Origin of the sequence: Nocardioides dongkuii, assembly GCF_014127485.1 — a bacterium.
Lineage (GTDB): Bacteria > Actinomycetota > Actinomycetes > Propionibacteriales > Nocardioidaceae > Nocardioides > Nocardioides dongkuii.
In genome coordinates this window covers 2,202,195-2,222,515 of sequence record NZ_CP059903.1, presented here as the reverse complement: position 1 = coordinate 2,222,515, position 20,321 = coordinate 2,202,195, and the positions used below count along the sequence as shown (strand labels likewise).

Below are 20,321 nucleotides of genomic sequence, written 5' to 3'. Positions count from 1 at the left end.
GGGCATGACTCGTCGCAACGCCTTCCGTCTCCTCGGCGCCGGCGCGGCTGCCGGCGCCGTCGGCGCCGGCACGCTGGCGCCGGCCGCCGCCGCCGCCGAGCGGGGGCTCCGTCATCTCGGACCCAACACCGTCATCGCCTCCGGGGGGCCGCTGATCGGCATGAGCGCCCCGGCCCGGCTCTGGGACCGCCGCGTCCAGCAGGTCGGCCCGGGGATCAGCGCGCGGCGGATCTTCGCCGACCTCGCCAGCGGCCCCGACAGCCAGCTCCGGCTCGTCGAGCAGGCGCACGCCGACGGCATGCTGCCGGTCATCTCCTACAAGGTCGGTGGGGACGTCGCAGGTGCCGCCGCCGGCAGCTTCAACGCCGTCGCCGAGGAGGCCGCGGCGAGGCTGGCCTCCTACGAGAAGCCCACGGCGGTCAGCTTCTGGCACGAGCCGTACGGCGACCTGAGTGGAGCGGAGTACGTCGCCGCGAGCACGCAGCTGCTCCCGATCCTCCGCCGTGGCAAGCTGCGGGTCGGGCCGATCCTCAATGGCTGGCTGCTCGACGGCAAGGTGTCGGAGTTCGCCGCGTACTGCCCCGACGAGCTCTTCGGGCTCTGGGACTGGTTCGGGATCGACACCTACGAGTCCGGCACCCAGGAGTCTCCCGGCAGCCGGAAGCCCGCGGACCGGATCCCCGCCCTCGCGGCGTACCTCGGGTCACGGGGATACGGCGACCTGCCGATCGGGGTCGGTGAGTACAACGGACACAGCGCCGCGTCCATCGCCGACGTCGGCGACGCGCTCTTCTCGACGCCGAACGTCTGGTTCGGCTGCGTGTGGAACTCGGCCGGCGGCGGGGGGTGGGCGCTCAGGGGCGACCGCCTGGACGCGTTCCGCGCCACGCTGGCCGACCCCCGCCGTGCCCGCATCGCTCAAGCCTGACTGCCGGGCCTGACCGCCTGCGGTCAGCGGGGCGCGTTCCGCTCTATACCACGTCACCGTTGCGGTCCGGCGTACCGTCGATGGAATGAACCCCGATACCCCTCCGGGCATGTCCCGTCGCGCCACCCTCCGTCTCCTCGGGATGGGCGCAGCGGCCAGCGTCGGCGCCGGGACGTTCGAGCCCGCCGCCGCCGCCCCTCGTCGCGGACCCACCTCCGTGACCGGGTCCGGCGGGGTCCTGGTCGGCATGGGCGCCCCGGTCCGGTACTGGGACCAGCGCGTCCGCGAGGTCGGCCCGGGGATCAGCGCCCGGCGGATCTACGCCGACCTCGCCGATGGCGCGGGCAGCCAGATCCGGATCGTCGAGCAGGCCCACGACGACGGCATGTTGCCGGTCATCTCCTACAAGGTGGGCGGGGACGTCACCGGCGCCGTCAACGGCAGGTACAACGGGGTCGCCGAGGATGCGGCGGCGCGGCTGGCCTCCTACGGGAAGCCGACGGCCGTCACCTTCTGGCACGAGCCGTACAACGACCTGACCGCGGCGAACTACGTCGCCGCGAGCAAACAGCTGCTCCCGATCTTCCGCCGCGGCAAGCTGCAGGTCGGGCCGATCCTCAACGGCTGGCTGCTCGACAACAGGCAGTCCGACTTCGCGGCGTTCTGTCCCAACCAGCTGTTCAGGTTCTGGGACTGGTTCGGCATCGACAGCTACGAGTCCGGCACCAAGCAGAATCCCGGCAAGCGGAAGCCCGCCGACCGCATCCCGGCACTCCGGTCCTACCTCCGGTCGCGTGGCCACGGAAGTCTGCCGATCGGCATCGGTGAGTACAACGGCTACAGCGGTCGGACCATCTCCGACGCCGGCGACGCCCTCTTCACGACGCCGAACGTCTGGTTCGGCTGCGTGTGGAACTCCGGGGACTGGGTGCTCTCGGGTAACCGCCTGGCGGCGTTCCGCCGGACCCTGGCCCGGTCGGCCTAGCACCTCCGGGGGACGCGCCCATCCCGGTCGCCGTCACCGCGCCCGAACGGCCTCTCCCCGTGCTGGTGGTCAGGTCCGGGTGGTCAGCGGGGGGTGATGGCGGTGGAGCGGGCTGAGGGTGGGCTGGTGCCGATGGCGTTGATGGCGACGACCTCGAAGCGGTAGGTGCCGGCGGCGAGGGTGAAGTCGCGTTGCCGGACGGCGGCGCCGAGCTGGCGTGAGCTGGTGCGGGAGAGGACGGTGGCGTCGTCGGCGGCGGAGCTCATCCGCAGTGCGGTGACGACGTAGCCGGTGATGGCGGAGCCGCCGTTGGTGGTGGGCGGGGTCCATCGGGCGATGGCGGTGAGCGCGGAGTCTGTGGTGGGTCCTGCGGTGGGGGTGCCGATCACTGGTGCGCCGGGTGCGGTGGTGGTGTTGGCGGGGGTGACCGTGTTGGAGAGGGCGGAGAAGGCGCTGGTGCCGGCGGTGTTGAGGGCGGCGACCTGGAAGCGGTAGGCGGTGCCGTTGGTGAGTCCGGTGACGGTGAGGTTGGTGGCGGTGGCTGCGGCGTTGCGCAGCGTGCCGACCTGGGTGCCGGCGTTGTTGACGACGCGGACCTGGTAGCCGGTGATGGCGGAGCCGCCGGTGTCGGTGGGTGCGGTCCAGCGGACGGTGGCGCTGGTGTTGGCGGCGGTGGCGGTGCCGATGGTGGGGGCTGCGGGTGCGGTGGCGCCGGGGCTGTGGCTGGCGGTGCCGGGGGTGCCGGTGCCGGTGGAGAGGGTCCAGGCGGCGGGGTCGTTGTTGTCGGCGGTGGGGTCGGTGAGCTCGAGGGACTGGCCGGTGGTGGGGGTGGGCCAGCCGGGGCCGCCGTAGGTGACGGTGTCGGCGGTGCTGCCGTCGGGTCGGGTGAGGGTGAGGGTGCCGGTGGCGGGGAGGTTGCCGTCGTAGCGGTCGCCGATGAAGACGGTGGGTGAGTAGGTGGTGCGGAAGGTGGGGTCGTCGTTGGCGAAGGTCATGGTCTGGCCGGGGAGGATGACGGTGCCGGGTTGGATGGTGAGGTCGACGCCGGTGAGGGTCCAGCCGGTGAGGTCGATGGCCTGGGTGCCGGGGTTGTAGAGCTCGAGGAACTCGGCGGTGTCGCCGCCGGTGGGGGTGTGCTGGATCTCGTTGATCACGATGGTCGGTGCGGCGGGCTGGTTGCCCGGAACCCGCGGGTCCGAGGCGAAGACCGTCCTGCGGGCCGCGATGGACCGGAACAGCTGGGTGCGCTGCGCTGCTGCCTGGGCTGGTGGTGCGGTGGCGACGGTGACCACGGCGAGGGAGGCGGTCAGGGTGGCGGTGGTGGCGGTGAGCGCGGCCAGCGTGGCCCGGGAGGCGAGGGTGGGTCGGGATGAGGTCATGTCGTCCCCCTGGGGGCGTCGTCGGGCTGCGCCCGAGTCCGGGCGACGGCGGCTGGCCGTCTGTTCGGGACGCTAGGGCGATGCCGGACCCCTCGAATCGCCGATATCGGTGATAGGTCGCGGGAGCCGGCCGGCGCGGGTGGTCAGGCCGGTGCGGCGGCCGGGGCGTCGGCGGGCCTGCGGGGGCGGACCACCGCCCGGAAGGCCTCGAGCCCCAGGGGCCCGCGCCACCGCCAGACCGCGGCCGCCTGCACCAGGACCCCGACCGCGAGGACGCCGGCGTCGGCGGGCGGGGCGAGGTCGGTGCCGAGGACGACGAGGTCCACCGCGCCGAAGCAGGCGACCGCCAGGAGGCAGACCCGCGCCGCGGACGGCGTCACCGGCCACATCCGGAGGTCACGACGGACCTGCCGCAGCGGCAGCAGGTTCCGCACCACGATCGCGACGGACCAGGCGATCGCAGCGCCCCGGATCCCGTCGAGCGGGATGAGCACGAGGTTGAGCCCGATGTTGACCGCGAGCGCGACCGTGCTGTTCCGGAGGCTGAGCCAGCTGCGGCCGGCCATCAACAGCACCGCGTCGACCGGGCCGCAGGCGGTGGCGAGCAGCATGGTCAGCGCGAGGATGACGACCACGTCGGACGCGGCGGCGTACCCCGCTCCGAAGAGGCCCATCAGCAGGGGCGAGAAGCCGGCGAGGGTGAGGAAGAACGGCCAGGCGGCCAGCACGCTCCAGGTGGTCGCAGCCTGGAAGACCGAGCCGGCCGCGGCGGCGTCGCCGCGGGCGAACAGGGCGCTGACATGGGGGGAGAGCGCCTGCTGGACGGCCTGGACGAAGAGCTGCCCCACCACGATGAGCCGGGTGGCGGCGGTGTAGAGCGCGGCCTCGGTGGGTGACGCCAGCGCGGCGACCAGCACGATGTCGGAGCGCTTGAGCGCCGTCTGGGTCACCCGGGCGACCGCCCGGGGGGCGGTGAACGCCCAGAACTCCCGAGCCACGGACCTCCAGGGGGTCGCGGGCGGTCCGGACGCCGTCCGCGCGGTCACCAGCGACCGCAGCCAGAGCCCGCCGGCTGCGAGCCCGACCACGTAGGGCAGGCACCAGGCCAGGGCGAGCGCCGCCGGGCCGCCGCCGGCCAGGTGGACCCCGAGCACCGCCAGCGCCTGCAGGCCCAGCCGCCCGAGGTTCTCCACCACGACCGTGGGGCGCATCGTCCCGGTGCCCCGGGTCGCGGCCACGGCCAGGTCGTGCAGCGCGGCCACCGGCAGCACCACGGCGAGCGCACGCAGCATCGCGCTCATGGCCGCCGCGTCGTCCGCTCCGACCAGGGCGCCCGCCAGGCTCGGCGCGAGCTGGTGGAGCAGCACGGCGGCGACGAGGGAGGAGGCCAGCACGGGTGCGGCGGCGACCGCCAGCGTGCGCGGCAGGTCGCGCGGGCGTCCGCCCGCCAGCTGGGCGGGCACCACCTTCACCAGCCCCGTGTCCGTGCCCAGGAGGATCACCGACTCGAGGATGAGGAATACCGAGGTGGCCGCGAACAGCGTGCCGGCGAGGGCGGGCGGGAAGCCGTTGGTGACGATGAGGACCAGCAGCACGCCGAACACCGCGCTGCACGCGGCACCCGCGACGCTGGCGGTCCCGCGTCGGGCGAGCTTCTCGAGGTTGCCCCGGTGGATCATCGGCGCAGGTGCCGCACGGTGCGCTTCACCCCGTTCGGTACCCCGGCGGACGGCGCCGCCGGGTCCGCCTCGGCGTCCTCGCCGATCAGCGTCCGCCGGCCGGCCGCGGTCCGGTCGACGAGGACGGCGGCCAGCGGGGCCGACGACGGCGGAGCCGTGGCGGTCAGGTGCTCGACCACCGAGCGGCGGGTGCGGCCGACGCTGACGACGACCAGGCCGAGGTCGGTCGCCGCGAGGACGGCCTGTCCCTCGGGGGTCCCCGGCTCCGGGCAGTCGACGACGACCAGGTTGCCGGCCTCGGCCAGCGCCGTCACGACGGCGCGCAGCCGGTCAGCGGTGAGCAGCTCCCGGCTGCGGTGCGTCTGCTTTCCCGCCGGAAGGACGCAGAGCAGCGGCTCGGCGGTGGGCTGCAGGAGCTCGAGCACGTTGAGCCGCTCGTGCAGGAGCAGCTGCGCGAGGCCGTCCTGCACCACGAGGTCCCCGGCCGCCTGCTCGGCGCGGGGGCGCACGAGGACGACCCGGTGCCCGGCCAGGGCGAGGGACTCCGCCAGCGCCTCGGCCACCGGCGCCCCGGGGTCGTGCGGACCGGCCGGGACGACCGCCACGGCATCGGGTCGAGGGTCGAGGGCGAGCAGCGCTCCGCGCAGCCGGCGGACCGACCGCTCCGTCTCGTCCTTGTCGTCCCGGGCGAGGACCCCGGGACGACGGCTCCGCGGCGGAGCGGCGCAGAGCACGGGCACGCCGAGCTCCTCCACCTCGTCGGGGGACCGGACGACGCCGCGGAAGCGCTCGAGCAGGACGGCGAGCAGGCAGCCCAGCACCAGCCCGAGCAGCGCCCCGCCCACCGGTGCGCCGGCGGCCAGGAGGTTCGCCGGGCGCTGCGCCGGGCCGGCCGGCCCGATCACCGACCCGGCCGAGGCCTCCTGGGTCTCCAGCGCGGTCCGCTGGGCGCGGAGGCTGACCAGCTGGTTGCGCAGGGCTGTGGCGAGCTCTGACTGGAATCTACGCTCCGCCGTGGTGCCCTGCTGGGCCGCGCCGGCGGCGGCACGCAGGTCGGTCAGCACGGTCATCGTCTGGGTGCTGACCTCCTCCACGCGGGAGGACGTCACCTCGTCGGCGCGGCGGGTGCGGTTCTGGAGGTACGCCTCCGCGACGGCATCCGCGACGAGCTGCGCCTCGGCGGCCGACCCCGACGTGAAGGTGACCTCGAGCACCTGGGTGTTGGGCGGGACCACGACCTGCACCCGGCGCTCCAGGGCCTGGAGGGTCAGCGACGGGTCGCTGGCCGCGACGACGCCGAGCACCTCCGCCGAGCGGGCGACCTGCGCCTCCGTCTCCAGGCTGATCTGCTCGTCCTGGCGGACCGCGGTCGGCGACGGCACGAAGGGGTTGCCGGCGACGGGGTTGACCAGGACGCGCGCCGTGCTCGTCCAGGTCGTCGGCAGGGACGCCGCGTACAGCCAGCCACCCAGCCCGCCCAGCACGACCAGCAGGGTCACGACCAGGATGTGGCGCTGGGCGGCGCGGAAGGTCGACACCGGACCGCGGGTCGGGGCGTGGTCAGGAGACATGGTGGTGGTCCTCTTCCGGAGTGGTGGGGTACGGCGGGTCGCCGCGACGTCGGGTCGCAGGGCGGAGAGCGGTGCGGGAGACGCCCGGACGGCGGGACCGGTCGCGCGCGGCTCCGAGGAGGCAGCCGCAGAGGACGCCGGCCATCGCGCCCGAGGTGAGCGGCACCTCCCGGTTGGCGTAGTCCGCCGCCTGCGGGGGGACCGCGGGGGTGATCGGGTCGACCGGCTCGTCGTGGGCCTCCTCGAGGCCGGCCAGCCCGAGCTCGAGCTCGTGGATCTGGGCGGTGAGCGGGTCGTACGCCGCGACGACCGTCCCGCGCGCCTGCGCCTCGGCCAGCAGCTGCTCCTGGTCGAGGACGAGCTGGCGCAGCCGGAGCACCTGGTCGGTGGTGAGCGCTCCGAGGCTGGCGCGCCGCGCCCGCCCGAGCGCCGCGACGGCGGCGTCGGCGGCCCGGGCGGCGGCCACGGGCGAGGCGGCGGAGACGGTGACGTGCAGGACCCGCGTGTGCGGGGACGCCGCGACGGAGAGGTGGTCGGTCACCGCGGCCTCGTCGACGCCCACCTCCTGGGCGACGGCGCGCAGCACCTCGGGGGTCAGGAGCAGCTGGGCGTCGGTGTCGATGGTGACCGGGGGCGGGACGAGCTCGACGGTGGAGGCGGTCACGTACTTCGGGACGGGGGCGAGGACGACCGACGTCGTGGCCGAGTAGGAGGCGGGCTGGCCCAGCGACCACACGAACCCCGTGAGCAGCCCCAGGGCAGCGAGCACGGCGATCGTGGTGCGGTGGCGGCGGGCGAACGCCGAGTAGTCCGACCACAGCGGCAGCCCGGGCGGCGCGGTCAGTCCACCCACGCCGGCTCCCGCTGCAGGAGGGTCGCGAGGGACTGGTCGTGGCCGCGGAAGTGCTCGCGCAGCCTGCGTCGCGTGGTCTGCGGCATCGGCGAGCTCGGCCGCCCGTTCCACCGGTCGAAGCGGTCGGGGAGCACCTGCGGCAGCTGGAGGAAGTCCAGCAGCGCCGCGTAGGTCGTCTCGGGCGTGGTGAAGAAGGACTCGCTCTCGACCACGTGCACCCGGTCGGCCGGGACGTGGTCGTGGATCCGGCGGAGCTGCTCGTCGTACTGGCCGCGGCGGACGTAGGCGTGGTGGCGGTGGCTGAAGCTCTGGTAGCCGGGATCGGCCAGCATCCGCTCGACCTGGCCGGACAGGCGGCCGTCCTCGAGCTCGAGCGCCTCCTCGAACCCCGCGTGCTCGAAGCCCCGCGCGTGCTCGTGCTTCCAGGCCGAGTACGCGCGCTCCACCGGGTCGCGGAGCATGGCCACGAGCCGGACCTCCGGCAGGTGCCGGGCGATGCGCTCGGCGGCGCAGGGGTGGAACATGTAGTAGCCGCTGGCCTCGAAGGTGACCGGCGCGCCGGCGTGGCCCGCGGCGCCGCGCTGGAGGCGCGCGAGCGTCGGGAAGTGCCCCTGGTACCAGGCGAAGTCGCGGTCGTAGTGGACGTCGAAGTAGTTGACGCCCTTGTGGTAGTTCGCGGCGTGCACGAGCGGGTGCGACATCAGGGCGCGGAACAGCGAGGTCGTGCCCGCCCGCTGGGCGCCCACCATGATGAACGACGGGAGCTGCCGGCGGGCCGCGGTCGCGGCGCCGACGCGGACCGAGACGGCCCGGCCGACGGTCTTGACGGGGTGCGGAACGGCGTGGCGAACAGTCATGGTCGTCCTTGGGTCGGAGGGTCCGTGGGCTCGTCGAGGAGCCGCTCGAGCAGGGAGAGCACCCACGAGGTGCGGCGCTCCAGCGCCGGCGTGGCGCCGTGGGTGAGCGCCTCGACGTAGCGCACCCCCACCTCGAGCAGGTACAGGCGGAGCGTGAGGCCGTGCAGGGACACCGGCACGCGGAAGGGACGCAGGCTCACCGGGAGCGAGTCCAGGAAGACCCGCTCCTGGGTGCGGGCCTGCCGGTCCCCGGGGCGGACCGCCTGGGCGGCGAAGTGCAGCCCGTCGAAGCCGAGGGGGACGTCGGCGTCGTAGCGCTCCCAGTCCCAGACGTGCAGCGTGCCGCCGCCCATGCCCATGTTCCAGGCGCCCCAGTCGCCGTGCCAGCCACCGAACCGGAGGGTCGTCGGACCGCTCGCGGCCTCGACCGCGCGGACCACGGCGGCGAGTCGGGCGCCGTACGGCTCGTCCCGGAGGAGGGAGGCGTTCCGGCGGGTGCGGCACCACCAGCTGCTGTCGGCCAGCGCGGCGTCCCGGGTGCCGCTGAGCAGGGCCAGCTCGCGCGCGGCCGCGGACCGTGCCGGGGGCGGCACGCGTGCGTCCCGGTCGGTCGCGAGCGGCGAGACCACGAGCACCTCGAGCCCCGACCAGCGACCGTGGTGGAGCAGCCGGGGCACGCGGAAGGTCCGAGGTCGGTGGCCCACCGTCGTCAGGGACGCCGCCTCGCGCCGGACGAGGTCGGTCGTCAGCTCGTTGTGGCCGATCTTGGCGTACGCCCGCAGGACCCCGGCGCGGTCGAAGACCTGCAGCACCGGCTTCTGGTTGACCCGGCGGGTGCCGAGCAGCACCCCGATCCGGACGTCGTGCCCGAGCGCGTCGGCGAGGTGGTCCTCGACGGACTCGGCGCCACCCGGGGCGGCGGGGACCCGCAGCACCGGCCACGGGACCAGGCCGAGCGCGCGCGACCGGACCGAGCGCTCGAGCAGGTGCCGGGCCGGGCGCATCAGCCGGGACGCCGGGCCACCGAGGCGCTGCACCATCTCGGCCGAGCCGGGGACGTCGACCGGGACCAGCATCCGCGGGCGCCGCTCGCTCGGGAAGACGTAGGCGGCACGGTGGGTGCCGCCACCACCCGGGCCGCGCCGGGTGACGTACGGCGCGTCCCACGGCGCGGGCCACAGCAGCCGCGCCACCTCCTCGGCGTACGACCCCGACGGCGCTGCGGGCGGGCGCCGGTCCGCGCTCATGGCGCCACCTCCTCGGGTGGGAGGTCGGAGCGGGCCATCAGCCCGACCGCCACCATCACGGTGAACATCGCCGAGCCCAGGGAGTCGTAGACGAAGAAGCAGAGGACGGCGACCAGGAGCACCGTGCAGGTCGTGACGTCCAGGGGTGCCGGTCCTCGGGCACGCCGGAGGAACTGCAGGGCGAAGAACGAGAGGCACAGCGCCGTGCCGACGAACCCGGTGGTCATCACCAGGCGCCAGATGAAGCCCTGGGTGCCGAGCGGCGGGGCGGCGCACTGGTGGCACGAGTCGGTCTCGCCGCCGGCCAGCGAGCTGAAGCTCCCCTGCATGGTCCGGGTGGTGCCGTAGCCGAGGAGGGGCGACCCCTCGGCGGTCGTCGTCAGCACGGTCTCGGCGGTGCCGGCGCGGCGGTCGTTCGAGTGCGGCGTCTCGACCCGGAGGAGCAGCGTGTCGTAGAGCGGGGAGGAGACGAACACGATGCCGCCGACCACCAGCGCGGCCACCAGGGCCTGGAGCGCGCGCCCGCGGCCGTTGACCGCGAGCCGGACCGCGGCGTACACCGCCGCGACCGCGAGGGAGATCCACAGGCCGCGGTTGAGCGAGAAGGTGATCGGCAGGACGGCCGCGACCAGCACCACCGCACCGAGCGGGCGCCGCCAGCCCGCGTCCCGCCCGAAGCAGGCGAGGACGAAGAACGGGAGGTAGAGCGCGAGGTTGTTGCCCCAGGCGTTCGAGTACGGGAAGGGCGCCGTCGGCCGGGGCTGGTCGTAGCCGAGGAAGTCGCTCGAGGACGACAACGAGGGGTGGACGAGGGTGCGCACGAAGTTGGTCGACACCAGGCTGTCGGGCAGGAGGAGCTCGACCGGCGACTCGAACTCCAGCGTCGGGGCGGCCAGCGCCAGCAGGCCGAAGCTGGTCGTCACCACGAACATCCATGCCAGCAGCCGCACGATCCGCTGGGTCGACACCTCGCGCGCGGTGTTCGCGACGTACAGCATCGCGACCGTGGTCGCGAGGTACCACAGCGCCCAGACCGAGAAGTTGGCCAGCCGCCCCATGCTTCCGCCCGGCACCGTGCCCGGGGCGGTGGCGTGGAAGAGCAGGGCGCCGGCCCCCATCCAGACCAGGAAGAGCAGCCAGGGGGCGAATCCGCGGGGCACCCGCAGGCCACCCTGCCGGCGCAGGATGACCGTCATCGCGATGGCGACGACGAAGAAGATGACCTGGGCGAGACCGAGTGCCCACCACAGCGGGAAGCCGAGGTAGAGGACGCTCAGCGGCCACCCGGGTCCGAGCAGGCGGCGGGGCGGCCGCGGCCGGGCGAGGGGGCGCGCCGGGACCGCCGGGAGCGCACCGATCGTGAGGGACATCAGGCGACCCGCTCGGCGACGGCTCCGGGGCGGCCGCCGACGTACCCGTAGTGGATGAGCTGGGGGAGGGTCAGCGCGGTGACCACCCGCCGAGCGCCCGCGGGCAGCGCGGAGCGCCACGCGTCGTCGAGCCGCAGGTCGATCTGGCCGGTCACGAACCGGGTCCGGCTGCCGGCGATGCCGTGGCTGTGGCCCAGCGCCACGCTGTGCCGCCCGACGTGGGCGAGCCAGCCGTCGGGTGCCAGGCCGACGTCGGTGAGCGCGCGCTCGAGCGTCGGTCGCGGGTCGGCGACGAGGTCCTCGTACCGCACCCGGGCGGCGTACGGCGCGGCCGAGCCGAGGAGGCCGCACTCGAGCTCGAGGGCCGACCACAGCACCGCCAGGCGGTGCGGCGGGTAGGTCCCCATCGTGTCGCCGTCGGCCGACTGCGGCTTGCGCACGCCGGCCTTGCCCCAGGAGTGGGCCACCCCCCGGGAGTCGCGGACGAGGTGCAGGATGCGGAGGTCGAGGTCCTCGATGCGGCGCAGGGCGAAGAGCTGGGCGGTGGACTTGCTCGCGTCCACGACGATGTCGGCCCCCGACACCGACGCCACCGCCCGGTAGAGGCGGTGGTGGACGTCGAGGTACTCCTCCAGCTCGCGCAGGTACGTCGGGCTCGCGACCCCGGTCGCCATCCGGGGGACGTGCCGCTGCCGCACCACCCGGGGCTGGAGGTCGGCCATCCGGCGGGTCACCTCGGACCACCCGCCGAACGCCTCCTCACCCACGGCGGCCCAGAAGGGGCACCGGCTGAAGGGGGTGCCGCAGCCGCAGCGCTGGTCCTGCATGGCGACGCGGGAGAAGATCGCGTTGAGCTCGCCGACGTTGACAGCGCCCGGGATGGCGCCGAGCATGCGTTCGAGCAAGGTGCTGCCGGACCGACCGACACCCGCGATGTACAGCACCTTCACGACGACTCCCTGGTGGTGGTCCCTGTGCCGCGTCCCCCACGGACCGGTCACCCTCCGGGACGCTAGGTCCGCGGCTGCGGCCGTCAGGGGGATCCCGGGGACTCGTCCCCCAAATGAGGTACCGGGCCCGGGGGGAGGAGAGGAGGAGCAGTGCGCAGAGCGGGCAGACGACCCTGGGTGGGCGCCGTGGTGGCCGTGGTGGCCGTGGTGGCCGTGGTCCTGACGGGCTGCGGAGGCGACGCGGCGGGACCGGACCTGCGTCCGGATACGCCGCAGCCGAGCTCGACGAGCACGCGTGCGGCCGACCTCTCCGGCGCCGACCTGTGGTTGTCCTTCGAGGAGGAGACGCTCGGCTACGACGGCGCGACGGCCTACCCGGACGCCGCCGGCGGACCGGGGGTCGGCCGGGTGCTCGTGGCCAGCGGGGGAGCGGTGCGACCGGCTGCCGGTGCGGACGACAGCGCCGTCTCCATCGCCTTCCCCGCGCCGTGCCGGGCGGTCAGCGGGTGTCCGCGTGGCCTGGTCGAGGTCCCGCCCACGCGCTCGCTCGACGCCGGGACGGACGACTTCGAGTTCGGCGCGACGGTCTGGCTGGCCGCGGACCAGGCGACCGGCGCCTCGAACATCGTGCAGAAGGGACGGTTCGGCAGCGGTGGCGGCCAGTGGAAGCTGCAGGTCGACAGCGAGGCGGGCTTCCCGAGCTGCCAGGTGCGCTCGGGCGACGAGGTGCTGGTCGTGCGCTCGGACACCACGGTCGCGGACTCGGCGTGGCACCGGGTGGTCTGCCGGCGCGACGGTGAGGGGCTCGCGATCACCGTCGACGGGTCGGTGGCCCGGCGCGCGGGCGCGACCGGGTCGGTGACCAACGACGAGCCGATCCGCGTCGGCAGCCCCGGCCTGGGCGACGACGACGACCAGTTCCACGGTCGCGTCGACGACGTGTACGTCCGGATCGACCGGTGAGGGCACCGGCCGGCGCGGTGGCGGTCACACCGGGCGAGCCACCCACTCGGCGGCGAGCAGCTCGGCGAACGCCTGCTCGGTCGGCCTGTTCATCTCCAGCGACCCGTCGGGGGCCTTCACACCGGAGTTGAAGTACGACATCGAGACGATGCTGCTGCTGCGTGCGTACGCGGCGGCGTCGCGCAGCCACTGGGCGGCGGCGCCCGGGTGGGTCGGGTCGTCGCGGGAGCCGAACTCGCCGATGGCCAAGGGGCGCTCGCCGGTCCAGGCGACGACCTCGTCGACCCGGCTGCCGAAGCTGCGCCAGCTCTTGCCGTTCGTCGGCGACCAGGGGTTGTAGACGTCGATCCCGAGCATGGGCGCCTCCTCGACGATCCACGCGGTCGGGTCGACCGCGCCGCGCAGCGGCTCGAAGCTCCAGTGCTGGATCACGGGGACGACGCTCACCTGCGGCGCGGCACGGGCCGCCAGGTCGATCACGTGACGCTGCATCGCGACGAAGTCGCGCGCCTGCATCCCCACCGCTCCCGCGTCGTTCTCGGGCTCGTGGTGCACGGTGAAGAAGATCGGGGCGTCCAGCCGGCCGAGCCGGCGGAGGATGTCGCCGAGCCAGGGGTCGTGGTGGCCCGCCGCGACGTCGCGCCAGGACCCCGGCGGCTTGGTGGAGACGTGCGGGAGGCGCTGGTGGGCCAGGTCGTCGCGGCAGCGCCACACCAGCTGCGCCGTCTCGTTGGGGTCCGGGCGGAAGTAGGAGCGGTGCACCGAGAGCGTCGACCCGAGCTCCCGTTCCCACGCGCGCAGCGGCCGGCCGTAGGGCAGCGACGCGCCCAGGTAGAGGGTGCCGGGGGGCGGTTCTCCCGCCCACGCCGGGGTGTGCGGCGCGGCGCCCGGACCCGCGCCGGCGCGGGTCGAGGGTGGAGCCGCAGGAGTGGGCGTCGGCGTTCCCGAGCCGTCCGGGGCGTCGCGGCAGGAGGTCGCCGCGGCCGCGATCGCGGCGGCGGCGCCGCAGCGCAGCAGTGCCCGGCGCGGAAGTGGCATGGCAGGGAACCTAGCCGCGGCGGGAGACCGGGGCGGCCGGCCCACGGCCTCGTACCGCAGATGGGGGAGGCGGCGGGTCGTCACTCCGGGGAGCCGGTCCAGCGCGTCCCCCAAAATTGAGGAACCCGTCGTACGAGGTCGCCGGAGGGCGACGAGGCGCGACCACGATCCGAGCATGAACTCCCTCGCGTGGTCCGGTCAGCCCGGGCCTGCCGCCCACCACCCGGCCGGGCCGGTGCTGATGGTCAGCACCCAGGGTGGCCACCTGGCGCACCTCCTGGCCCTCCGCTCCTGGTGGGAGAAGCACGGGCGGGTCTGGGTCTGCCCCCGGACGCCCGACGTCGAGGACCGCCTCCGTGGCGAGCGGGTCGAGTGGTCCCACTCGCCGACCACCCGCAACGTGCCGAACCTCCTGCGCAACGCTGCGCTCGCCGTACGGCTCCTGTGCCACGAGCGCCCGTCCCTGGTCGTGAGCGCCGGCGCCGGGGTCGCCGTCCCGTTCTTCGCCGCCGCCTGGTCGCTCGGCATCCCCACCGTCTTCATCGAGGTCTACGACCGGGTCGACACGCCCACGATGACGGGGCGCCTGTGCGCGCCGTTCACGACCCGACGCATCGTGCAGTGGCCCAGCCAGCTCACGTTCTACCCGGACGCCCGTCTCGTGGGGCCGCTGCTGTGAGCGCGCTCGTGCTCGTCCTCGCGGGGACCGACCACCACCCCTTCGACCGGATGGTCGCCTGGGCCGACGACGCGGCGGTGCGGCATCCCGAGGTCCACGTCGTCGTGCAGCACGGAGCCTCCCGCCCGCCGGTCGTCGCCGAGGGGAAGGACTTCCTCGGGCACGACCAGCTCGCCGGGCTGCTCGAGGCGGCGTCGGTCGTCGTGTGCCACGGTGGTCCCGGCCTGATCACGGAGGCCCGGGAGGCCGGCCACGTCCCCCTCTGCGTGCCGCGGGACCCGGCGCTCGGCGAGCACGTCGACGCCCACCAGCAGCGCTTCGCCGCGATGGTCGGGCGCGTCGGGGTCGTGCGCGAGGTGCTCGACCGCGCGACCTTCGAGGTCCAGCTCGACGCCGCTCTCGCGGAGGGCGCGCACCGCGGTGTCGGCCTCGCCACGGTGCACGAGCTCCGGGACAGCGCGCGCGCCAAGGTCGCGGCGGAGCTCGACGAGCTGCTCGCGGTGGTGCGTCCCCAGCCCCGGACCCGTCGGCGGAGCCATGCCGGCCGCTGAGCGACGTCCGGTTGCGGTCGCCGCTCCGAGCAGCGGCACCACGACCACGACGACCGTCCTCTACCTCGGCGGTTTCGGCCGCTCCGGCTCGACCCTCGTCGAGCGGGTGCTGGGCGCTGCCCCCGGGTGGGTCAACGTCGGCGAGCTCGTCGACCTCGCCCGCTCGGTCGCCCCCGCCGACGAGCGGTGCGGCTGCGGCGAGCCGTTCTCCCGCTGCGCGGTGTGGCAGCGGGTCGGCGACCTGGCCTTCGGCGGCTGGACCGAGGACGTGCTCGACCGCCTCGTCCGGCTGCAGCGAGTGGCCGCCCGCCAACGACACCTGCCCGGCCTCGTCGTACGGCGCGGCGCGGTCCCGCCGCCGCTCGCCGACCTGCGCACGGCGTACCGGAGCATCTACCGCGCCGTCGCGGAGGTGACCGGCGCCCGAGTCGTGGTCGACGCCTCCAAGGGCCCGGCGCTCGGGCAGGCGCTCGCCGGAGCCCCCGGGCTCGACGTCCGGGTCCTCAACGTGGTCCGGGATCCGCGCGCGGTCGCGTGGTCCTGGAGCCGGCACGTCGAGCGCCCGCACGCGACCACCGGGCGCGACGAGATGTGGCGGATCCCGGCCCGGCGGGCCGCCGCCCAGTGGAGCGCGCTGCAGCTGGAGATGGAGATGATCGCGGCCGTGGGTGGCGTGCGGTCGGCACGGCTGCGCTACGAGGACTTCGTCGCCGACCCGGTCCCGTCGCTCGTGCGGGCCACGGCCGCCCTCGGGCTGCGCCTGGACCCGGGCGACCTGCCGGCCGTCGAGGGCGGCCGGGTGCACCTGGGGCCCAGCCACGGCCTCTCCGGCAACCCCGGGAGGTTCCGCTCCGGCGACCTCGCCCTCCGGCGCGACGACCGCTGGGCCGACGAGATGCCGGCGGCGGACCGGGCCGTCGTCACGGCCCTCACGCTGCCCCTGCTCACCGCCTACGGCTACCTCGCGACCCCCGGGTCGCCCACCACGACCGGCCACCCTGACCGGCACGACCCCGAGGGGCGCATGTGAACGCACAACGATCGACGACGGCGGAGTCGACGACGACCACGCCGCTGGTGAGTGTCGTGGTCCCGACCCGGGGCCGGCCCGAGCTCCTGGCGCAGACGCTGGCCACCATCACCGCCCAGGACTACGCCGGGTCGATGGAGGTCATCGTGGTCCACGACCAGGAGGACCCCGATCCCTGCCTGGTCGGGCTCTCCCGCCCGGGTCGGGCGGTGCGGCCGATCGTCAACACGCGCACCCCGGGGCTGTGCGGCGCCCGGAACTCCGGCCTGCTGGCCTCGAGCGGCAGTCTCGTCGCCAGCTGCGACGACGACGACCTCTGGCACCCGACCAAGGTGCGCCGCCAGGTCGACCGGCTCCTCGCCGACCCCGAGCTCCTCGCGGTCGGCGCCGGCATCCGGCTGCTCATGGGAGACCGAGGCGACGTCGACTGGCCTGCGCGCGAGGCCGTCGTCTCGCACGAGCGGCTGCTGTCGAACCGCGTCAAGGAGCTGCACAGCTCGACCCTGATGATGCGTCGCTCGGCCTTCGACCGGGTCGGCCTGTACGACGAGGACCTGCCCTTCAGCTACGGCGAGGACTACGACTGGTTGCTCCGGGCCAGCAGCGCCGGCCGGATCGGCGCCGTCCAGGACGTGCTCGCGGACATCCGCAAGGACGTCCCGTCGTGGTTCCGCGAGCGCTCGCGCAACACCGCGACCGCCCTGGAGTACCTCCTCGACAAGCACCCCGACTTCCGGCACCGTCGGCGCGGCCACGCGCGGATCCTCGGACAGATCGCCTACGCCCGCGCGGCGGCCGGCCAGCGCCGGCACGCGCTGGGGATGGCCGGCCGGGCCCTGTGCCGCTACCCCGCGGCGCCGCAGGCCTGGCTCGCGATCGCCATCGCCAGCCCGGGCGTCGAACCGCAGCGGATGCTCTCCGCGGCGCGCCGCGTGGGGCGGGGGCTCTCATGAGCCGGCTGCCGAACTTCCTGTACGTCGGCCCGGACAAGGCGGGCTCGTCGTGGTTGCACGAGATGCTGCTCAAGCACCCGGACGCCTACCTGACCCCGGCCAAGGACCTGTACTTCTTCGACCGGTACTACGACCGGGGGCTGGAGTGGTACGCCGCGCAGTTCCGCGCCGCGCGCGGCGAGGCGGTCGTCGGTGAGGTGTGCCAGGACTACCTCTTCCACCCCGAGGCGGCGGCGCGCATCCACGCGACGCTGGGCCCGGTCAAGGTGATGGTCTGCCTGCGCGACCCCGTCGACCGCGCGTGGTCGTCGTACCTCTACATGCGCAAGCACGGCATCGGCCCGGACACCTTCGCCGAGGCCCTCGAGAGCCGGCCGGAGCTCCTCGAGCACGGTCGCTACGCCACCGGCCTCGACCGCTTCCTCGAGCGGTTCCCGCGCCACCTCGTCCACGTCGGCGTCTTCGACGACCTCGAGGCGGACCCCCAGGGCTTCCTCGACGCGGTGACCGACTTCCTCGAGATCGACCCGCTGCCCCTGGAGGCCAAGGACCTCGCCGCGCGGCTGCCCGCAGCCCGGGCGCGCTCGGTCCGCCTGGCCGGCGCGGCTCGGCGGAGCGCGGACTGGGTGCGCGAGCACGACGGCGCGCGGCTGGTCGGCATGGTCAAGCGGTCGCCACTGGTGCACCGGGCGCTCTACCAGCCGATCGACCGGCGGGCGGTTCGTCCCGAGGCGGGCGACGTGTCGGCCGTCCGGGCGGCCCTGGCCCCCGAGGTCGACGCCCTCGAGCGCACGTTCGGCTTGCCGCTGCGGGAGTCCTGGGGCTGGTAGCGCCCCGGTCAGCCGGGCTCCACGACGCAGCCCTCGCCGTGGCGCGGGAGCACGGCGGAGCCGGACTCCCACCGGAACGGGCAGTCGAGCACGACCTCCGTCCCGGTCGGGTCCCGGCGCTCGAGGAGCTCCCCGGCGTCGGTCGAGAAGACGAGCACCCGCGCCTGTCCGCGGTGGTTGGCCAGCAGGGCGGCCACCCGGGACCCGTCAGGGGAGAGCGAGGCCTGCCGGAGCATCAGGTGCGGGGAGCCCGCGGGGTCGAGGGTGCCCCGGTCCACCTGGAGCCGGAGGGAGCGCTCGGGAGTCGTCTCGAGGTCGGTGACCACCCAGGTCAGGCCCGCGTCGCCCCGTTCACCCTGGCTCCGGAGCCACCCGAGGGAGTCGTCGTCGACGAACCCGGTGGGCGTGCCGGGGGCGCCCCAGTGGCCGACGAGGCTCGTCGCCGTGTCGACCAGGTTGACGTCACCGTCGGCGACCGGCACCAGGACGAGGGCGCTGTCCGGGGACCACTGGTGGGCGAACCCCTGGGTCGCGGCGACACGCGACGCCGCACGTGGCTCGGTCTGGTCCGATCGCAGCAGGTACAGGGTGAGGATCCGTGCTGGCTCCGGCCCCCGGGCGTAGGAGAGCCAGCGGCCGTCGGGGCTCAGCCCGGGCGCTTCCGCTCCGTCGAGGTCCGGGTCGACGGTGAGGGTCGTGCCGTCGCTGCGGGTCACCACCCAGACGCCCCCGTCGGACTCGGCTCGGACGAAGGTCGCTCCGGCCGGCGGCGCGGCGTCGGTCTGGTCCGTTCCGGTGAGGCTCGCGACCCCGACGGCGGCACCGAGGGCCGCGACCGCTGCCCCACCGGCCGCGAGCGCGCGGCGACGGGGTCCAGCGTCAGTACGCACCACGGTGGGTGAGCACGGCGCCGACGGTCCGCCGCAGGATCCGCAGGTCCAGCCGGAACGACCAGTTGTCGACGTAGTGCAGGTCGAGCCGGACGGTGTCCTGCCAGCTGAGGTCGGAGCGGCCGGAAACCTGCCACAGCCCCGTGAGACCGGGGCGCACCGCCAGCCGCCGGCGGGTGTCCCCGTCGTACGCCGCCACCTCGGCGGGCAGGGCGGGCCGCGGGCCGACGAGGGACATGTCGCCGAGCACGACGTTGGCGAGCTGGGGGAGCTCGTCGATGGAGTAGCGACGCAGGTGGGCGCCGAGCCGCGTGATGCGGGGATCGCGCCGGATCTTGAACAGCACCCCGTCCGCCTCGTTCACCAGGACGTCCGTCCCGGGGTCGGCGCGCATCGTGCGGAACTTGTAGATCACGAACTCCCGCCCGTCCTGTCCGACCCGGACCTGGCGGAACAGTGCCGGCCCGGGCGACTCCAGCCGGATGAGGATCGTCACGGCGAGCAGCACCGGGCTGATCAGGCACAGCGCGATCGCGGCGAGGATCCGTTCCGGCACCCAGGTCACGGTCCGCAGGCGGGCGGCGTGCCGCGAGGGGCGCACCTCCACGAGCGGCTGGCCCTCGACGTGCCACGTGGTGGCACGGGTGGGGGCGACGTCGAGCGGTCCGGGGGCGAGGAGCAGCCGCCGTCCCGACGCCTCCAGCTCCCACTGCAGCCGGCGCAGCACCGGCGGGTGGTGGCTGTCGCTGGGGATCAGGACCACGACGCGCGCACCGGCCCGGTCGGCGACGGCAGGGAGGTCGAGGAGCCCGCAGCTGGGGCGGTCGGGCTCCTCCTCGGCGGAGGGACCCGCGACCAGCACCGGTCGTACGTCGCCCCGTGGCTGAGCACGCCGGAACGCGGCGGTGACGTGGTCGAGCGTGGCGCTGGACGCGCCCGCGACGACGACGGGCGTCGAGGCGGGCGCGGGCAGGAGGAGCCGGGCCACGGCCACCGGGACGGCCAGCGCCGCGGCGAGGGCGAGCGCCTGACCGGAGGTGAGGCCGGACGCGAGGGAGAGGGGGAAGGCGCCGTCCGGCAGCTCCGCGGCCACGCAGCCGCACAGCGCGAGCACGCCGGCGGGGCGCACCAGCGCCCTCAGCCGGTCGGCACGGGCCCGCTCGCTGTCCGGGGGCCAGGCCTGTCCATCGGCGAGGAGGAGCCCCGCCCAGAGGAGGAGCGCCCCGACGACCGCGACCGGCCCCGGCGCGGGTCCGACGAGGAGGAGTGCGGCGACTCCCGCGAGGGTCGCGGTGATGTCGCAGAGGGCCGGCAGCAGGTGGGGGACCGGCCGCGTCGCGGGCCGTGCGGGGGTCTCGCGCGTGTCGAGCGCACCGGGGAGCGGTCGGGGGGCGAGGACCAGCGGGTCGGCAGGGACCGGCCCTGCCGGGAGCGGGAGCGGGAGCAGCACATCCGTCACGACCGACCACCTCCCTTCCGAGGGGCTCGAGGCCCCGTTCCACGTCCCGTCAACCTAGGCAACGCGGGGGTGGGCGGGCATGCCGTAAATCGGGCAAGAGCGCCGTCGG

At 74.9% G+C, this 20,321-nt stretch carries 19 protein-coding genes; 8 read left to right on the top strand and 11 right to left on the bottom strand.

Annotated features, from left to right (window positions below; translation table 11 throughout):
* The first annotated feature begins 4 nt into the window (after positions 1-4).
* The gene (locus H4O22_RS10705; RefSeq protein ID WP_182523408.1) at positions 5-928 is read left to right on the top strand and encodes a hypothetical protein; all 924 of its coding nucleotides are present in this window, start codon (positions 5-7) and stop codon (positions 926-928) included.
* Positions 929-1,037: 109 nt separating this feature from the next.
* Positions 1,038-1,913, top strand: coding sequence for a hypothetical protein (locus H4O22_RS10700; RefSeq protein WP_182523407.1), 876 nt, complete (start codon positions 1,038-1,040; stop codon positions 1,911-1,913).
* Positions 1,914-1,996: 83 nt separating this feature from the next.
* Here H4O22_RS10700 and H4O22_RS10695 read toward each other — a convergent pair whose 3' ends face one another.
* From H4O22_RS10695 to H4O22_RS10660, 8 genes are all read right to left on the bottom strand, one after another.
* On the bottom strand, positions 1,997-3,292 hold the full coding sequence (locus H4O22_RS10695; protein WP_220451134.1) for a fibronectin type III domain-containing protein: 1,296 nt from the start codon (positions 3,290-3,292) through the stop codon (positions 1,997-1,999).
* Positions 3,293-3,435: 143 nt separating this feature from the next.
* Positions 3,436-4,971: an MATE family efflux transporter gene (locus H4O22_RS10690; RefSeq protein WP_182523406.1), complete on the bottom strand. Its 1,536-nt coding sequence runs from the start codon at positions 4,969-4,971 to the stop codon at positions 3,436-3,438.
* Complete coding sequence (locus H4O22_RS10685; RefSeq protein ID WP_182523405.1) at positions 4,968-6,542, bottom strand: Wzz/FepE/Etk N-terminal domain-containing protein; 1,575 nt, start codon at positions 6,540-6,542, stop codon at positions 4,968-4,970. The genes H4O22_RS10690 and H4O22_RS10685 overlap by 4 nt, the downstream gene beginning before the upstream one ends.
* The gene (locus H4O22_RS10680; protein WP_182523404.1) at positions 6,532-7,395 is read right to left on the bottom strand and encodes a hypothetical protein; all 864 of its coding nucleotides are present in this window, start codon (positions 7,393-7,395) and stop codon (positions 6,532-6,534) included. Before H4O22_RS10680 ends, H4O22_RS10685 begins: the two co-directional genes overlap by 11 nt.
* Positions 7,383-8,252, bottom strand: a complete 870-nt coding sequence (locus H4O22_RS10675; protein WP_182523403.1) for a sulfotransferase family protein — start codon at positions 8,250-8,252, stop codon at positions 7,383-7,385. The genes H4O22_RS10680 and H4O22_RS10675 overlap by 13 nt, the downstream gene beginning before the upstream one ends.
* Positions 8,249-9,499: a hypothetical protein gene (locus tag H4O22_RS10670; protein WP_182523402.1), complete on the bottom strand. Its 1,251-nt coding sequence runs from the start codon at positions 9,497-9,499 to the stop codon at positions 8,249-8,251. The genes H4O22_RS10675 and H4O22_RS10670 overlap by 4 nt, the downstream gene beginning before the upstream one ends.
* Positions 9,496-10,869, bottom strand: coding sequence for a hypothetical protein (locus H4O22_RS10665; RefSeq protein ID WP_182523401.1), 1,374 nt, complete (start codon positions 10,867-10,869; stop codon positions 9,496-9,498). The genes H4O22_RS10670 and H4O22_RS10665 overlap by 4 nt, the downstream gene beginning before the upstream one ends.
* Complete coding sequence (locus tag H4O22_RS10660) at positions 10,869-11,819, bottom strand: sulfotransferase (protein WP_182523400.1); 951 nt, start codon at positions 11,817-11,819, stop codon at positions 10,869-10,871. The genes H4O22_RS10665 and H4O22_RS10660 overlap by 1 nt, the downstream gene beginning before the upstream one ends.
* Positions 11,820-11,996: 177 nt before the next feature.
* Here H4O22_RS10660 and H4O22_RS10655 point away from each other — a divergent pair, with 177 nt between their 5' ends.
* Positions 11,997-12,782: a laminin G domain-containing protein gene (locus tag H4O22_RS10655; protein WP_182523399.1), complete on the top strand. Its 786-nt coding sequence runs from the start codon at positions 11,997-11,999 to the stop codon at positions 12,780-12,782.
* Positions 12,783-12,806: 24 nt separating this feature from the next.
* Here the strand turns inward: H4O22_RS10655 and H4O22_RS10650 are convergent, their stop codons facing one another.
* Positions 12,807-13,820, bottom strand: coding sequence for a hypothetical protein (locus tag H4O22_RS10650; RefSeq protein WP_182523398.1), 1,014 nt, complete (start codon positions 13,818-13,820; stop codon positions 12,807-12,809).
* 175 nt (positions 13,821-13,995) lie between these two features.
* Here H4O22_RS10650 and H4O22_RS10645 point away from each other — a divergent pair, with 175 nt between their 5' ends.
* From H4O22_RS10645 to H4O22_RS10625, 5 genes are read left to right on the top strand one after another with little or no spacing between them, the layout of a single operon-like run.
* On the top strand, positions 13,996-14,499 hold the full coding sequence (locus H4O22_RS10645) for a glycosyltransferase family protein (protein ID WP_182523397.1): 504 nt from the start codon (positions 13,996-13,998) through the stop codon (positions 14,497-14,499).
* Positions 14,496-15,050, top strand: a complete 555-nt coding sequence (locus H4O22_RS10640) for a glycosyltransferase (RefSeq protein WP_182523396.1) — start codon at positions 14,496-14,498, stop codon at positions 15,048-15,050. Before H4O22_RS10645 ends, H4O22_RS10640 begins: the two co-directional genes overlap by 4 nt.
* A complete protein-coding gene (locus H4O22_RS10635; RefSeq protein WP_182523395.1) occupies positions 15,037-16,080 on the top strand; it encodes a sulfotransferase in 1,044 nt (347 codons plus the stop codon). The genes H4O22_RS10640 and H4O22_RS10635 overlap by 14 nt, the downstream gene beginning before the upstream one ends.
* On the top strand, positions 16,077-17,033 hold the full coding sequence (locus H4O22_RS10630; RefSeq protein WP_182523394.1) for a glycosyltransferase family 2 protein: 957 nt from the start codon (positions 16,077-16,079) through the stop codon (positions 17,031-17,033). Before H4O22_RS10635 ends, H4O22_RS10630 begins: the two co-directional genes overlap by 4 nt.
* A complete protein-coding gene (locus H4O22_RS10625) occupies positions 17,030-17,863 on the top strand; it encodes a sulfotransferase family protein (RefSeq protein ID WP_182523393.1) in 834 nt (277 codons plus the stop codon). The genes H4O22_RS10630 and H4O22_RS10625 overlap by 4 nt, the downstream gene beginning before the upstream one ends.
* An 8-nt stretch (positions 17,864-17,871) precedes the next feature.
* On the opposite strand, the gene H4O22_RS10620 is transcribed toward H4O22_RS10625, so the two are convergent.
* Both H4O22_RS10620 and H4O22_RS10615 read right to left on the bottom strand, forming a co-directional pair.
* Complete coding sequence (locus H4O22_RS10620) at positions 17,872-18,753, bottom strand: hypothetical protein (RefSeq protein WP_182523392.1); 882 nt, start codon at positions 18,751-18,753, stop codon at positions 17,872-17,874.
* Entirely contained in the window at positions 18,743-20,212 is a 1,470-nt protein-coding gene (locus H4O22_RS10615; protein WP_182523391.1) for a sugar transferase, read from the bottom strand. The genes H4O22_RS10620 and H4O22_RS10615 overlap by 11 nt, the downstream gene beginning before the upstream one ends.
* Positions 20,213-20,321: the final 109 nt, after the last annotated feature.

Coding starts and splice junctions, on each gene's coding strand:
- H4O22_RS10690 (WP_182523406.1), bottom strand. CDS start 4,971: ATGATCCACCGGGGCAACCTCGAGAAGCTCGCCCGACGCGGGACCGCC.
- H4O22_RS10645 (WP_182523397.1), top strand. CDS start 13,996: ATGAACTCCCTCGCGTGGTCCGGTCAGCCCGGGCCTGCCGCCCACCAC.
- H4O22_RS10685 (WP_182523405.1), bottom strand. CDS start 6,542: ATGTCTCCTGACCACGCCCCGACCCGCGGTCCGGTGTCGACCTTCCGC.
- H4O22_RS10675 (WP_182523403.1), bottom strand. CDS start 8,252: ATGACTGTTCGCCACGCCGTTCCGCACCCCGTCAAGACCGTCGGCCGG.
- H4O22_RS10705 (WP_182523408.1), top strand. CDS start 5: ATGACTCGTCGCAACGCCTTCCGTCTCCTCGGCGCCGGCGCGGCTGCC.
- H4O22_RS10625 (WP_182523393.1), top strand. CDS start 17,030: ATGAGCCGGCTGCCGAACTTCCTGTACGTCGGCCCGGACAAGGCGGGC.
- H4O22_RS10670 (WP_182523402.1), bottom strand. CDS start 9,499: ATGAGCGCGGACCGGCGCCCGCCCGCAGCGCCGTCGGGGTCGTACGCC.
- H4O22_RS10635 (WP_182523395.1), top strand. CDS start 15,037: ATGCCGGCCGCTGAGCGACGTCCGGTTGCGGTCGCCGCTCCGAGCAGC.
- H4O22_RS10665 (WP_182523401.1), bottom strand. CDS start 10,869: ATGTCCCTCACGATCGGTGCGCTCCCGGCGGTCCCGGCGCGCCCCCTC.
- H4O22_RS10700 (WP_182523407.1), top strand. CDS start 1,038: ATGTCCCGTCGCGCCACCCTCCGTCTCCTCGGGATGGGCGCAGCGGCC.
- H4O22_RS10695 (WP_220451134.1), bottom strand. CDS start 3,292: ATGACCTCATCCCGACCCACCCTCGCCTCCCGGGCCACGCTGGCCGCG.
- H4O22_RS10650 (WP_182523398.1), bottom strand. CDS start 13,820: ATGCCACTTCCGCGCCGGGCACTGCTGCGCTGCGGCGCCGCCGCCGCG.